General features: G+C 68.3%; 15 protein-coding genes. 7 read left to right on the top strand and 8 right to left on the bottom strand.

All coding sequences use genetic code 11. The features are described 5' to 3' along the window. Positions 1-335: 335 nt before the first annotated feature. Positions 336-794: a hypothetical protein gene (locus tag OG966_RS02760; RefSeq protein WP_326655058.1), complete on the bottom strand. Its 459-nt coding sequence runs from the start codon at positions 792-794 to the stop codon at positions 336-338. 132 nt (positions 795-926) lie between these two features. Between OG966_RS02760 and OG966_RS02755 the strand changes: the two genes are divergently transcribed. Beyond that, complete coding sequence (locus OG966_RS02755) at positions 927-1,385, top strand: SRPBCC family protein (RefSeq protein ID WP_326647702.1); 459 nt, start codon at positions 927-929, stop codon at positions 1,383-1,385. Between the two features lie 245 nt (positions 1,386-1,630). On the opposite strand, the gene OG966_RS02750 is transcribed toward OG966_RS02755, so the two are convergent. Next, positions 1,631-3,046: an APC family permease gene (locus OG966_RS02750; protein WP_326647700.1), complete on the bottom strand. Its 1,416-nt coding sequence runs from the start codon at positions 3,044-3,046 to the stop codon at positions 1,631-1,633. A 379-nt stretch (positions 3,047-3,425) separates the two neighbouring features. On the opposite strand from OG966_RS02750, the gene OG966_RS02745 reads away from it, so the two are divergent. After that, positions 3,426-3,662 carry a hypothetical protein gene (locus OG966_RS02745; protein WP_326647699.1) on the top strand — a complete coding sequence of 79 codons (237 nt, stop codon included), beginning with the start codon at positions 3,426-3,428 and terminating at the stop codon, positions 3,660-3,662. Positions 3,663-3,856: 194 nt separating this feature from the next. Here the strand turns inward: OG966_RS02745 and OG966_RS02735 are convergent, their stop codons facing one another. Then, positions 3,857-4,435: an ATP-binding protein gene (locus tag OG966_RS02735; protein ID WP_326647698.1), complete on the bottom strand. Its 579-nt coding sequence runs from the start codon at positions 4,433-4,435 to the stop codon at positions 3,857-3,859. 166 nt (positions 4,436-4,601) lie between these two features. Between OG966_RS02735 and OG966_RS02730 the strand changes: the two genes are divergently transcribed. Both OG966_RS02730 and OG966_RS02725 read left to right on the top strand, forming a co-directional pair. Beyond that, on the top strand, positions 4,602-4,835 hold the full coding sequence (locus tag OG966_RS02730) for a DUF397 domain-containing protein (RefSeq protein ID WP_326647697.1): 234 nt from the start codon (positions 4,602-4,604) through the stop codon (positions 4,833-4,835). 90 nt (positions 4,836-4,925) lie between these two features. Next, complete coding sequence (locus OG966_RS02725; protein ID WP_326647695.1) at positions 4,926-5,828, top strand: helix-turn-helix domain-containing protein; 903 nt, start codon at positions 4,926-4,928, stop codon at positions 5,826-5,828. Between the two features lie 82 nt (positions 5,829-5,910). Here the strand turns inward: OG966_RS02725 and OG966_RS02720 are convergent, their stop codons facing one another. Next, on the bottom strand, positions 5,911-6,723 hold the full coding sequence (locus tag OG966_RS02720; RefSeq protein WP_326655057.1) for an SAM-dependent methyltransferase: 813 nt from the start codon (positions 6,721-6,723) through the stop codon (positions 5,911-5,913). Positions 6,724-7,344: 621 nt separating this feature from the next. Here OG966_RS02720 and OG966_RS02715 point away from each other — a divergent pair. Beyond that, on the top strand, positions 7,345-8,031 hold the full coding sequence (locus OG966_RS02715) for a hypothetical protein (RefSeq protein ID WP_406733233.1): 687 nt from the start codon (positions 7,345-7,347) through the stop codon (positions 8,029-8,031). A gap of 88 nt (positions 8,032-8,119) precedes the next feature. On the opposite strand, the gene OG966_RS02710 is transcribed toward OG966_RS02715, so the two are convergent. After that, entirely contained in the window at positions 8,120-8,578 is a 459-nt protein-coding gene (locus tag OG966_RS02710) for a DUF4267 domain-containing protein (protein WP_326647693.1), read from the bottom strand. Positions 8,579-8,669: 91 nt separating this feature from the next. Further along, on the bottom strand, positions 8,670-9,287 hold the full coding sequence (locus OG966_RS02705) for a hemerythrin domain-containing protein (protein ID WP_326647692.1): 618 nt from the start codon (positions 9,285-9,287) through the stop codon (positions 8,670-8,672). Positions 9,288-9,448: 161 nt separating this feature from the next. Between OG966_RS02705 and OG966_RS02700 the strand changes: the two genes are divergently transcribed. Further along, positions 9,449-10,984, top strand: a complete 1,536-nt coding sequence (locus OG966_RS02700) for a BTAD domain-containing putative transcriptional regulator (RefSeq protein WP_326647691.1) — start codon at positions 9,449-9,451, stop codon at positions 10,982-10,984. Positions 10,985-11,077: 93 nt separating this feature from the next. Here the strand turns inward: OG966_RS02700 and OG966_RS02695 are convergent, their stop codons facing one another. Both OG966_RS02695 and OG966_RS02690 read right to left on the bottom strand, forming a co-directional pair. Then, positions 11,078-11,470, bottom strand: coding sequence for a signal peptidase I (locus OG966_RS02695; RefSeq protein WP_326647689.1), 393 nt, complete (start codon positions 11,468-11,470; stop codon positions 11,078-11,080). A 134-nt stretch (positions 11,471-11,604) separates the two neighbouring features. Beyond that, entirely contained in the window at positions 11,605-12,138 is a 534-nt protein-coding gene (locus OG966_RS02690) for a GNAT family N-acetyltransferase (protein ID WP_326647688.1), read from the bottom strand. A gap of 189 nt (positions 12,139-12,327) precedes the next feature. Between OG966_RS02690 and OG966_RS02685 the strand changes: the two genes are divergently transcribed. Beyond that, positions 12,328-12,759: an Rrf2 family transcriptional regulator gene (locus OG966_RS02685; protein WP_326647687.1), complete on the top strand. Its 432-nt coding sequence runs from the start codon at positions 12,328-12,330 to the stop codon at positions 12,757-12,759. Positions 12,760-12,783: the final 24 nt, after the last annotated feature.

The following is a 12,783-nucleotide window of genomic DNA, read 5'->3' as shown; positions in this document are numbered from 1 at the left end:
TGCTGACCAGGCACTTCGCGCGCCCGGTCAGCAGGTGCAGGTGAGGTAGGTCACAGCAGGTGCCCCGTCGTCGCCCCGACGCGCCCCGTCGCGACATTCGGCAGGCGGACAAGGACTTCACCGACCGGCTTGTCGACGCCTTCCTCCGCCGCATGCGCTGACGACACCCGTCAGCGCCGCAGGGCGTACGGCTCCCGCCCGGCCATCAACCGGCGAAGCCATCCCGCGGCACCGGAATTCACCGATGCGGGCTGGTACCTGAACGCGCTGAGGCCGCCCCCGCTGCCCGCCGGTCCGCATGGCCATGAGGCATCGTGACGTAGCTTTCCGCCCTTTTACCCGCCGGATGTACTTCCCCCGCCGCGGTTGTCACGGGAACCGGGGCGCAGCGCAAGGGCGCACCATATGACCGCCGCCGTCAGTTCGGCCGCGGCCATCGCACCCAGCACAGGTGCCTCCGGCCGCCACCCCAGGGAGAGCCTGGTGCCCAGAAGGGTGAGCACGACTGCGATCTGCCCCGGGGCGTAGACCGGCACCCTGGCCGCGGCAGTCCGCAGTGCGGCTGCCGCCCCCAGGCCTGTCGCGGTCCAGGCGACCAGATACGGCCAGACTGCCCCCGGAGCGGCGGACGGCAGCCCGTATTCCTCGGGGCCGATACGGAACAAGGCGCCGGCCCAACCCAGGCCCACTCCGAGAACGGTGATGCCCGCCACCCACAAGGCATGGCGCCACAGCGGGCCGGGCAGCACGGTCTCTTCGTAGTCGTCAGAGCTGGAAGGGTCGAGGAGTTCGATCACGTACAGAAGGACGCGGCCCGGCCGTCGTACGTTGCCTCCGCGGCCGGCTCCCGGGCGGCGCCGCCCAGGCGGTCTTCCTACGATGGGAGCAGTGACTGGTCTCGACGCCTTCGGTACGAGGAGGCCGGTATGACGCACAACGCCGGGCTGACCCTGCGGCTGCAACGCGTCCTGCGTGCCCCGCGGGCGGTCGTGTTCCGTGCCCTGACCGAACCGGGGGAGCTGGCGAAGTGGTGGGGCCCGGACGGGTTCACCGTCCCGCGGGTGGAAAGCGACCTCCGTACGGGCGGTGGCTACCGGATCGCCATGCAGCCCCCGGAGGGAGATGTGTTCCACCTCGCGGGGGAATTCAGTGCGGTGGAACCTCCAGCACGCTTGTCCTTTACGTTCCGGTGGGAGGAGCCCGACCCCGATGACCGGGAGACGGCAGTGACGCTCCTGCTCCGCGATCTCGGCGGTCGGTCCACGGAGTTGGTACTCACACATGGGCAGTTCGCCACCGAGGAGCGTTACGCCCTGCACGAGGGAGGCTGGACTCAGAGTCTCGACAAGCTGGAGAGGCTGATGTCGGCGGACACGTCGGGATGACGACCCATGAGGCAGCCGGCATGCGGGCTGCCGCTCATGAGGAGTTACGGCAGGAGGCCGATTCTGCAGGCCGTTCCGGCCGCCCCGTTGCAGCTGTCGCGGGCCGATAGAGGCCCTCACAGCCTCCTTGCCCGTCGTGCCAATGGCCGGCAGGCCTCCGCGACTCGCGGAGGCCTGCCGGCCATTGCAGCCGGCCGGTGCGTCGCATTGTGATGCTCAGCCGGGACTTCGCCGGTGGAAGGGTGTCAGGCCTGCGTGTCTTCGGGGATGGAGACCAGCCACCTCGTCCGGCGGCGCGGGCGGAGGTAGCCGACCCAGTACAGGGTGGCGACGGCCGTGATCCCGCCGGTCCACAGCAGGTAGGTCACTTCCTGCCGGCTGAGGATGTACGCGAGCACGGCGATCAGCAGGACCGGCATGGCAGGCCACAGCGGCATCCGCCAGGCGGGCTGGTCGGCGTGCGATCCGCGGCGGGCGAGCAGTGCGGCAACGGCGACCAGGAGGTACATGCCGGTGACGGAGACTCCGGTGACGCCGTAGAGGGTGTCCAGGTTCATGAAGCACAGGAGCGCTCCGGGCACACCCACGACGAGCGTGGCGACCCAGGGGGAGCCGAAGCGTCCGAGCTTCGCGAGCGCGTTGTTCACGGGCCGGGGCCAGGCCTTGTCGCGGGCGGAGGCGAACAGGACGCGGGAGTTCTGGATGACCATGACGATGCCCGCGTTGATGATCGCGAGGGCGACGCAGAGGCTGACGAAGGTGCCGACGGCAGAGTTGCTCCACGCGGTGACCATGCCGCTGATGTCGCCGTTCGTGAGGGCGACGAGGTCGGGGGCACCCATGGTGATGGCGATGACCGGCACCAGGATGATCACGGTGGAGATGGCGAGGGTGGTGAGGACGGTGCGGGCGACGTTGCGGCGGGGGTTGTCCAGTTCCTCGGAAAGGTAGACCGCGGTGGAGAATCCCTGCGTGACAAAGAGCGCGATGGCCAGTCCGGAGACGATCAGCATCGCCGTGATGGGGTCGGCCTTCCCGTGGGAGCCGGCCACCGTCAGGTCGACGAGGCTGCCCGCGCCGCGTTCGGAGTGGGCGAACCCGAGGACGGCGACGACAGCCGCGGCGATCACTTCGAGCACCAGGAAGACGCCGGTGATCCAGGCGTTGGCCCGCAGGTCGAGCAGGCCGGCCAGGGTGGCGAGCAGCATTACGGCGGCGCCGGCGTAGGAGGGGTCGAGGTGGACGATCGGGGCGAGATAGTCCGCCGTGCCCATGGCGATCACCGGCGGCACGATCATCACGACGAGGAGGGACAGCACGAAGACGAGCCAGCCCGCGAGCCGGCCGGCCAGGGTCGACACCATGGCGTACTCGCCGCCGGCGCTCGGGATGAGGGTGCCGAGCTCCGAGTAGCAGAAGGCGACTGCGATACAGAGCAGTGAGCCGATGGCGATGGTGAGCGCCGTCGCGGTACCGAGGCTCGAAAACAGGTCGGGGACCACAACGAAGAGGGTGGAGGCGGGCGTCACGCAGGACAGCGTGAGCAGGGTGCCGCCCACCACACCGATGGAACGCTTGAGCTTCTGGGGACTGCTGCCGTCCGCCGCCTGGGGGACTTCGGGGACTTCGGCGGGGATGGGGGTGCGAAGCGTCTCGGTCATGGAGTGGTGGTTCCGATCGATTCGTGCGACGGGTGTCGAGCGGGAGCGCTATCGCCTCCGGCGGCTGCGTGATGAGTGGTACCTGCTCCCGGGGCGTCATGGAACCCTGCGGAAACCGCAACGTCAACGGTCATTTACCTACGGAATCCGTATCATCGTTACGATCTTGACTTCGCAACTTCCATGGTCGGTTGCGTAGCAGGTTTCAATTGATCTGATGCGTACGGCTAATGACCATGCAATTGAAGGACATCTCGATCAATCGCATGCGTCACCCGTTTTGTGATGTCGTTGCGATATCCGAAGCGGCAGTCTCTGAACTCGTCACGATCCGTCCACTGTCCGGACTGCGCCCGCAGTTCGCCATTCGCTTCGCGGCATGGCTGTCACCACGGCGGCCGTCACCATGACGGTCGGCGAGACCGTGGTCACCGAACCCGGTTCGGCGCGGACTTCTCCGGCGTACGGCTGCACACCGACGAGCCGGCGCGCAATCCGCTGCGGAGTGCGGGCCCGCGCCTACACCTCGGGCAACCGGACGGCGCCCTCGCTCCGGCGCCTCGGCGGACGACCCCGTGCTGTCCCTGCCGGTCCCTGGCTCGACGATTCCGTGTGATGCACGCGGAGACGGGCGGCCTTTCCCGGCTGACTGCGTCGAGCAGCAGTTTCGCGGCCACCGTCGCTCCGTCGGTGCGGATCGTGCCGGCCACGGCCCTCGCTCGTGCTTGGGTCTCGGGCGTCAGGGCCGTTGTGGGCGCGGCTGACAGGGAGTCGAAGGTTGGCCAGGCGAATCCGGTGCCGGCTGCTGCGCTACGCGGGACGCCTGTGCAGGGGCCGGGGCTTTGGACGGGGCGGGCCGGGGAGGGAGAGCGTCGCCCAGATGGTCTTTCCGTACGGCAGCGTCCGGGACCAGGACCAGGAATCGCTGAGTGCCTCGATCAGGGCAAGCCCCCTGCCCCCGAGCGCCGAGGGGTCGGGGGCACGCGGGCGTGGCGGTTCCGGGCTCGGGTCGGCCACGGCGCAGACGAGATATCCGGGATGCCGGAAGAGGCCCAACCAGAGGGGGTAGTCCACGGCCTCCGCCGAGGCGTGCGTCAAGCCATGCTGGACGGCGTTGGTGACGAGTTCGCTGACGACCAGCTCCGTATCGGGGAGAAGCGGTTGTAGCGCCCATCTGTGCAGGGTGATGCTGACGAACTGCCGTGCCTGACGGGCGTTCTGAAGGTGGCCATCCAGGCCGCAGGCGGCGAACGGGGCGGGGCCGGAGTGTTCGTCCCGGCCGAGGTCCGCCGGGTCCACACATATGCCCTGGGGCAGCGGTGACGTCTCGTGCTCGTCACGCCGGCGAGGCACCTCTTGCTCGACCCTGATCGTCGAAGAGGTTGACATGTGAGTCGCCACTGGTCATGTCCCCCTGCAGGCTTCGGTGTTCGATGCTGCGGCAGCCGATGAGAGACGAGTATTGTCGAGCGCGCCCTGAAAATGCAATTGCATCTGGGATTGCATGGCCGGTTCCAGGGCGAACTGACGTACGAACAAGGAGGGGCTGGCGGGTATGGAGTTCTCCAACGGCATACGGGCGAGTGCGCTGAATTCGGTAACGTGGATCAAGAGCAGTCACAGCAACGCCACGGGAAACTGCGTGGAGATGGCGGCACTGCCGGGTGGCAGCGTGGCCGTGCGCAACTCCCGCGATCCGCAAGGGGCGACCCTCGTCTACACCAGGGACGAGATCGCTGCTTTCGTGGCGGGAGCCCGCGCCGGCGATTTCGACTCTGTGATTGGCTGAAAGCAGCCGTTGGCCGACCGGTTACCCCTGGCTGGCTCCAGTCTGTGCCCGATAATGTCGTGGTCTTCTCATAATCCGCAGGAGCGCGCGATGGCTGCAGGCGTACCGAGCCCGTCGTTGTTCGTCGAGTCGCTGGGCGCGGTCGAGAGCAACCCGACCGCCCTGAAACTGATTCTGGGCGGCAAGTTGCGCCAGCTGCGCGTCGGCGCTGGACTCGACCCGTCCGGCGTCGACACCAAGCTGGGCTTCTCCCGGTCGAAGACCAGCCGAATTGAGCTGGGCCGGCATGGATGCAAGCCCGCTGACGCTCTGGCGCTGCTGAGCCTGTACGGGGTGAGTGATGAAGACCGCGTCGCCGAGTTCCTGAGGCTGGTGCAGCAGTCCCGCCGGCCGGACTGGTGGCGCTCGTTCAGCGATGTACTGTCCGACTTCTTCGCTCCGCTGGTCGCCCTGGAAGGGGCGGCTGCCACCATCCGTACCTACGAGCCGTTCTATGTGCCGGGCCTCCTGCAAACGCCCGCGTACGCCCACGCGGTCATCCGCTCCGGCCCCGCCCACCTCTATCCGCACGACGTGGAGCGGCGGGTGGACCTACGGCTGGAACGGCAGCGACAGCTCGAACAGCCGGACGCGCCCCGTCTGTGGGTGCTGCTCGACGAGTCCGTGCTGATGCGCACGGTCGGCGGACCGGAAGTGATGCGCGGGCAGCTCGAGTATCTCGCCGCGATGATGGAGCAGCGGCGTGTGGTTCTGCAGATCGCTCCGCTGGATGTGACGGCCTCGGTCGGCGTCGGCACCGGGGTGACCTACCTGCGTTTCGCACTCGGTGAGCTCAAGGACGCGGTCTACATCGAGCACCTGACTGACAGTACGTTCAGCCAGAAGCCGCAGGTCGTCGAGCAGTACCGCGACATGCTGGACCGGCTCGGGGCGTGCGCCCTCACTCCCAAGGAGTCGATCGAGCTGATCAGGAAGCGCTTGTCCGGCTCGTGACACAGCAGCGTTCCGGGTGGGATGCCGCGAGGCGCATCCCACCCGGAACTGTTCGATACGGAGACCGAGTCGGACGCCGGAGCTACGGGATCCGGGCGACGCCGCCCCACTCGATCCACTCGTCGGTCAGCTGGGTGGGCGCGAGGTCGGAGTCCGGCCGCCAGGTCGACACTTCCACCAGGCCGGGCTCCAGGATCTCCAGCCCGGTGAGGTACTCCGCCACCTCGTGCTCCTCGCGGACCCGACCCCAGTGACCTCCGGTGGCTTCCGCCATGAAGTCGGTGACGAACTTCCGGATTTCCTGGCGGTCGCTGACGAGCTGGCAGACGACTAGGAAGCTTCCGGGCGCGAGGCGTTCCGCAACCCGACGGACGAGGCCGCCCGGGTCGGACTCATCCGGGATGCAGTGCATCACCGATACGAACAGAGCCGCGACCGGCTGGCTGAAGTCGATCAGCCTTGTCGTCTCCTCGTGACCGAAAATGCCTTCCGTGTCCCGCATATCGGCCTGGATGACGGCGGTGCGGTCGTTCTCTTCCAGCAGAGCTCGACCATGTGCCAGCACAATCGGGTCGTTGTCGACGTACACCACTCGTGAAGTGGGGTCGACCGCCTGGGCGACCTGGTGGACGTTGTCCTGGGTCGGGAGGCCGGAGCCGTGGTCGATGAACTGGCGCACGCCGTACTCGGCGGCCAGCATGCCTACCACACGCTGCAGAAATCGGCGGTTGTTGACCGCCAGCGTCTTCGTGCTGGGAACCTGCTCCAGCAACTGCACGCAGGCCTCACGGTCGGACTGGTAGTTGTCGTCGCCCCCCAGGAGATAGTCGTACATACGCGCCACGCTGGGCACCTTCGTGTCGATGGCGTCCGGGCGCCACGACTCGCGTTCCATCCAGTCCTCACCCGCATCTTCGGCAATCAGGTCGTGTAAGGCGACCATGTTATGAGCAGCCGGGAGGGCGGTGAAGGTGATGCGCGGGACAAGGGAGATTGAGGCATCTTTTCGGCCACTCCGCAGAGCTGAAGTGGCGGCAACAGAAGGGACGTTCGGGCCAGTACGCTCCCGACTCATGGCAAAACCCGCGTCGAACGCGCATCCGCTGATTGGTCGTCCGAACCAGTTGTGGGGCGCCTCCATCGCCTCGCTCGGCGTCTTCCTCGTGGCCCCGTGTGCAGGCCTTCTTCGACCTGGTGCACGATCTGGAGGTGCTTGGGCACACCGATGCGCTGATGGACAGGATTGTTCGGCGCTGTGAGCGTGAGGGGGGTTGGTCGGCAGATGTCCCGTGGGGCGGGTGTTCGGCATGACGTTCTTGAGAGAAGCCGAAGCGACGGGGGTGAGGCCGTCGGCGACGATGAGCCGGGCGTGTCGCGTGGAGGCGTCCGGGGGCAGTTGCGCGCCGCGTTGAGATGGTTGGTGCGCTTTGTCGGGGGGACGCTGCTGGGGGAGTGGCGTGGCGTTGTCGTGGCGCCGGTGCGAGGGCTTGTGCACCGAGGCGTGGGCGGGGTCTCGTTGGCGTTGCTGGCCACGTTCGGCGTCATCTTCTTCCACGCGATTCATGTGACGCCGAGCGGAGCGGTGGTGGTGCGCCTGCTCGGCGAGGTGCGTGCCGACCTGCCGCTGCCTCTTGCCCTGTTGCGGACTCCCGTGTCGCTGTTCGTCCCTGCGCTCGATCTGCCGGTGTGGGCAGGCATCACGCAGTTGTTCCTGGCGTTCGCGCTTGCCGAACTTTCCCTGGGCCGCACCCGGACGCTGGTGGTCGCGTACGCCACGACGCTGGCCGGCACGCTCAGCGTGCGCGTGATGATTGCGCTCGGCCCGGGGTGGTGGGGGCTGGGACTGCCGCCCGAGATCGGGCAGGTGCTCGACACGGGACCCTCTGCCGCGGTGGTGGGCCTGTTCACCTACATTGCGGTGACCCGGCGGGCGCCAGTTCTGTTCGCCTTCACCGGCGGCTCGATGGTGCTGGAGTCTGTCGTCAAACCCAATCTGGCCGCCCGTGAACACTTGATCGCGATCTTTGCCGCGATCGTGTTGGGGCTGATTGACGGACGCTTGCGGGCTCGTCCGCCGAGGGATGAGGCGGTGCTGCCGGACGGGGGATGGGCCGGCCGCCGGCGTCGCTTCAAGCATGGTCCTGGATCTTCCGTGCCGGAGCCACGGAAGGTCACCGAAGGCGCGACCAACGGTCGTGGGTGATGCGCTGCTCCAGGACCTGGACCGATTCAGGATGCTGTGGAGCGGTCCGGCATCAAGCCGTGCGGAGTGGCGCACCGCCCTGGCTGTGTCATCGCGGGTAGCTCGGTCCCGCTCCCACGCCAGCGCGTGAGGCTGTTTCGCCGGACCGAGGGGTAGTAGCCGGGAGTCGGCGCTCGCGCAGGAGCAGACCGGCGGTCACCGCCACCGCGACGGCGGTGAGGCCATGGATCCCGTACGCGGTGCCGGGCGATCCGTTGTTGCTCAGGACGATCACCATGTCCCCGGCGGGAACGAAGGCTGTCGCCAGCATCGCCCAGCCCAGCGCCCTGCGGTGCCCGGACAGGAGGAGCGCGAAGAGGACCAGGCCGGTCGCGATGTCGCGCACTCCTTTGACGGCGAGGAATGCCGTGCCGTCCCGTCGAGGCCAGGTCGGGACACCGAAACCGGCCGCGGCCGTCTGAGGGGCGAGCAGATAGCTGAGCCCGATGTAGATGATGAACGCGCCGCCCAGGGCGGCGAGGCCGGTGGCGAGGTGCTTCACGGTCATTGCAGGTCTCCCGGGAGAAGGAACGGAAGGGTGTGAGCCGAGGCGATCGCCATGAGATGCGTCAGCTCCGACTGGTGTGCTCTGCATGCCTTCAACCGCGGATGCGGCGGATCTTGCGGGCGTACTGGGGACGGCCGACGGCGTACCAGAGCAGTCGGGCCGGGAGCGGCAGGGGGCCGAGGATCATCGAGCGCTCGCTCCGGTCGGCCTCCTCGAGGACCATGCCGAGGAAGAAGAGCGGCTTGGGTTTGGGCATACTCGCCATGAAGTGATCACCCAGCGCGTTCCACTCCCTCGCGGACAGGTGCCGCTCGGCGAGAGGGAGCAACGACTCCTCCTCGTCGTCGAGGTGTTCCACGAGGACCGCGCGGTGCTCGACGAGTGCGGCCACGAGCACATCGCGCTCAGTCTCACCCGCCGCTCTCTCCCAGGCGGGCACGGCCGCCTCGGCCCTCGCCAGGGTCGCGGCGACCTTTTCGTGCTGGGCCTCCATGCGCAGGACCACGTCCGCTTCGAGGTCGACCCGGGCCAGGAGCGGAGGCCACAGGTGCTCGTCCTCCCCGTGGTGATGGTTGTGCAGGCCGAGCCGGTAGTCGCGGAAGTAGTCCGTCAGTACCCGGGCCCGTGCGGTGTCGCCGGGAGCCACCGCCGCGATCAGTTCCGCAAGGAGCCGTGACTCCCGACGGAGTCCGCGGTGGATGACCACCATCTAGTGAGTGTGGGGGCAGGTCCCCGTCGCATCGTTCGTGGTGTCCATGCGAGAAGCCTTGTCGCAGGCTCCTGGAATCGACTTGGAACGGACTTGGAATAGATGGGGACTTGGAAGATCTGCGGCGGTCTACGATGTGCGGCGAGATGGTGTGCCTACGCGTGCTCGGTTCCTTCGGAGCCGAGTGGAACGGCGAGCCCGTCCCGCTCGGCGGCCGCAGGCAGCGCTCGGTCCTGGCCCTGCTGGTATCGGCGCGCGGCCAGGTCGTGCCGGTCGACCGGATGATCGAAGACCTCTGGCGAGGGGCCCCGCCCGCCAGGGCCGTGACCTCACTGCAGGCGTACGTGTCGAACCTGCGTCGACTCCTCGAGCCCGGCTGGGCACCGCGTACCCCGGCCAAGCTGCTCGTCAGCGCGCCGCCCGGTCACGCGCTGCGCCTGCCCGACGACGCCGTCGACGCCTGGCGCTTCGAGCGGCTGCTCCGCGACGCCCGCGGGATCCTGGACTCCCAGCCGAAAACCGCCGGACGCTTTCTCGAGGAGGCGCTGTCGCTGTGGCAGGGCCCGGCGTACGCGGAGACGGCCGACGAGCCGTGGGCCCGCGCCGAGACCGCGCGCCTGGAGGAGCTACGACTCGTCGCCAGGGAGCTCCACGTCGCCTCCGGGCTGCGCTCCGCCGATGTCACCGGGACCATTCCCGAGGCCGAACTCCTCACCCGCGACGAGCCGTTGCGTGAGGAAGGCTGGCGCCTCCACGCCCTGGCACTGTGGGCGGTCGGCCGACAGGCCGATGCGCTGGCCGCCCTCCGCCGAGCACGTGCGGTCCTCGCCGACGAGGTCGGCCTCGACCCCGGCCCCGCCCTGACCGAGCTCGAAGAAGCCATCCTCACCCAGCGCGTGGAGGTTCTCCACGCCGCGACGGGCGCTTCACCGCATCGGCGGCCGAGCCCGCCGGTTCCTCCCGCACAACCCACCGCACTCGCCCAACCCGCCACCGGCGCAGACCTGTTCGTCGGCCGTGAGTCCGAGCTGGCGCTCCTCACGACTGCCGCGGACCAGGCACTCACCACTGGCCCGGGTGTCGCACTGGTCACCGGCGAAGCGGGGCTGGGCAAGTCCGCACTCCTGGAACGGCTGGCCTGCCGACTGCGGAGCGACGGCTGGCTCGTCGCGATCGGCCGCAACACCGACGCGGAGGGCGCGCCCGCCGCCTGGGCCTGGGCCGAGGCCCTCCGTACCGTCGCCGCCGCCCTTCCGCCCCCGTCCGGGTCGGCCGACGCTTGGCCCCCCTCCCTGCCACAGGCCAGGCAGGCGTTCGACGCCTACGGCCCGCTGTCCGCGGACCTGCTCGCCGCGGCCCTGGCCGCCGCCGGACAGCTGGACGAGGCCCGGCAGGTCGTGGCACAGGCCGGGCCCATCCGAACGGACTACTTCTTCAAGGTCTTCGCCACCTTCCGCGCGATGGCGATGGTCACGCTCGGCGAGAAGACGGGCGCCGAGGAGCTGTACGCGTCGCTGTTGCCCTACCGCGACGCGCCGCCGCCCTCCTCCGGCTTTACCGTGGCGATCCGGCCGGTCGCGTACACGCTCGGCGAACTGGCAAGGCTCCTCGGCCGCGACAGTGAGGCGGCCACCCACTTCGCCCGAGCGGCCACCATCGCCGAACGGTGGAACAGCTCGTTGGGGCTCACGGGGTGATGGGGGAGGAGCGCCGAGGGGCTTCCACCAGCCTGGACGAGTGGCTTTGATCAACCCTCAACCGACCCCTGAGCTGGGGAGAGTGAATGAGCGTCAGACGGAAGACCGGGCATGGCTGTTCTTATCAGGGACTCTGTAGCCGGGAACGGAAGGCCATCGAACCGTGATCACGACAGACTCTTCCACCGCGTACCAGGAGTGCTCCACGTCCCGGCCCCACACGACGTAGTCGCCTTGCTCGGACAGGAGCACGCTGCGCCCAGGCAGATCAACGCGGAATTGGCCGCTGATCAGTACGAGCAGGGCTGTCCGCGCCTCGCCCGTCACCCACTGGGCACGCTCGTCACCGCGCGGGTGGACACCCCACTTGATCTCAACGTCCTCGCTGTGCCGGGGATCGCCGGTGTCCTTGAAGTGTCCCAGCAGCCATCCTCGGTCCATCGCCGCGTCTCGGCCCGCGTTGCCCACATACACACTGTCGTTCATGCACGCGGACGGTAGCAGCCGACGACCTTGCTGACCGCGACGGGCTTGACCAGCACTTTCGCAGCAGACTCCAGTGCAGAGAAGGGTGTTGGCGCACCTGCTCCGGCGGGCTCGTGCGGGGTACGGCTGAAAGGTCAAGGGTTCGGTGACGCCGGTGGAGGAGGCTGGGCCTGGTTCAGGGGCAGTTGGGCATGAACGTGACCGTTGCGCGGGTCAGTGGTGAGCCTGGCGTCGTTGCGGCGCAAGGCGGCGATTGCCCCGAGGTTGGTGGCGGTGGTCTCGGCGACCAGGAGGCGTATGTTCCCTCGCGCCGCTTCGTTGAGCAGTGCCTGGAGGGCCGCGGTGCCGATTCCACGCCCGCGCGCGGAACGTGCGAGCCACATGCCTGTTTCAAGGATCTCTTCACTGTCGCGGCAGGCCAGGCGTGCTGATCCCACGATGTGCCCGTCGGCGACGATCGCGAATGTGCTTTCTCGGAGCGGACCGGCCAGACCAGGTCGGCGAGCCCGGTGCCAGGCCCGGAAGGCGTCCTGCCGTGCCGGCGTCCAGCCTGGCGGACCGGCCACGGGTGGCATGACCTCGTCGGGTGCCGCGTCGTTGACCGCCACCGCGAGGAGTGCTTGGAGTATCTCCTCGTCGACGTGGCGCAGTTCCGGCGTCCCGACCATTTCCGCTTCTCTCCACTCCGTGAGCCAAATCGCCCCTCAGGCCGCTTGGTGCTGTCGTTCGATCATCGCGTTCCACCCGACACCGTGCCAGCGGTTTTGCAGTGCAGGCCGGCACCTCAAGCGGGTGCCGCCGTTTGACGGGCGTGGTCGTAACATCTATTGCTACAACTACAGGAAGTGAGGAGGCCAGTGAGTCTCAACAGCAGGCTGACGATCGCGGCCCACGCCCTGGCGTGGATGGAGCTCAACAAGCGCTACGGCCACGAGGTCGCCACATCGGAGCAGATCGCGGGGAGCGTGAACACCAACCCTGTGGTCATTCGGCGCTTGCTCGCGGAGCTGCGGAAGGCGGGGCTCGTGGAGTCCCGGCGTGGTGCAGGCGCAGGCTGGACGCTGACGCGCGAGCTCGAGTCCATGACCCTCCTGGACGTCTATGAGGCCGTGCAGCCCGGCGCCCTGTTCGCCATGCACCGCGCCACACCGAACCCGGAGTGTCCGGTGGGTTTCGGAATCCAGCCGGCCATGCAGAGCATCTACGACGGGATCGAGGACACCCTGCGAGGTGAACTGGCCCGCACCACGCTCGCGGATGTACTGCGGAGCGTGCTGGCCGCCCGCTAGTTCACCCCTGCGCGGGCGTGAAAC

This window comes from Streptomyces sp. NBC_01750 (genome assembly GCF_035918095.1).
In the GTDB taxonomy this organism is placed as follows: domain Bacteria; phylum Actinomycetota; class Actinomycetes; order Streptomycetales; family Streptomycetaceae; genus Streptomyces.
Note: the sequence above shows the minus strand (reverse complement) of the source record. Positions and strands in the feature narration are given on the sequence as shown.

Excerpts from the sequence above, each read along its gene's own strand:
- OG966_RS02710 (WP_326647693.1), bottom strand. The coding sequence starts at position 8,578 with ATGACCGTGAAGCACCTCGCCACCGGCCTCGCCGCCCTGGGCGGCGCG.
- OG966_RS02695 (WP_326647689.1), bottom strand. The coding sequence starts at position 11,470 with ATGAACGACAGTGTGTATGTGGGCAACGCGGGCCGAGACGCGGCGATG.
- OG966_RS02705 (WP_326647692.1), bottom strand. The coding sequence starts at position 9,287 with ATGGTGGTCATCCACCGCGGACTCCGTCGGGAGTCACGGCTCCTTGCG.
- OG966_RS02720 (WP_326655057.1), bottom strand. The coding sequence starts at position 6,723 with ATGGAACGCGAGTCGTGGCGCCCGGACGCCATCGACACGAAGGTGCCC.
- OG966_RS02725 (WP_326647695.1), top strand. The coding sequence starts at position 4,926 with ATGGCTGCAGGCGTACCGAGCCCGTCGTTGTTCGTCGAGTCGCTGGGC.
- OG966_RS02745 (WP_326647699.1), top strand. The coding sequence starts at position 3,426 with ATGGCTGTCACCACGGCGGCCGTCACCATGACGGTCGGCGAGACCGTG.
- OG966_RS02730 (WP_326647697.1), top strand. The coding sequence starts at position 4,602 with ATGGAGTTCTCCAACGGCATACGGGCGAGTGCGCTGAATTCGGTAACG.
- OG966_RS02750 (WP_326647700.1), bottom strand. The coding sequence starts at position 3,046 with ATGACCGAGACGCTTCGCACCCCCATCCCCGCCGAAGTCCCCGAAGTC.
- OG966_RS02690 (WP_326647688.1), bottom strand. The coding sequence starts at position 12,138 with ATGGTCGGGACGCCGGAACTGCGCCACGTCGACGAGGAGATACTCCAA.
- OG966_RS02755 (WP_326647702.1), top strand. The coding sequence starts at position 927 with ATGACGCACAACGCCGGGCTGACCCTGCGGCTGCAACGCGTCCTGCGT.
- OG966_RS02735 (WP_326647698.1), bottom strand. The coding sequence starts at position 4,435 with ATGTCAACCTCTTCGACGATCAGGGTCGAGCAAGAGGTGCCTCGCCGG.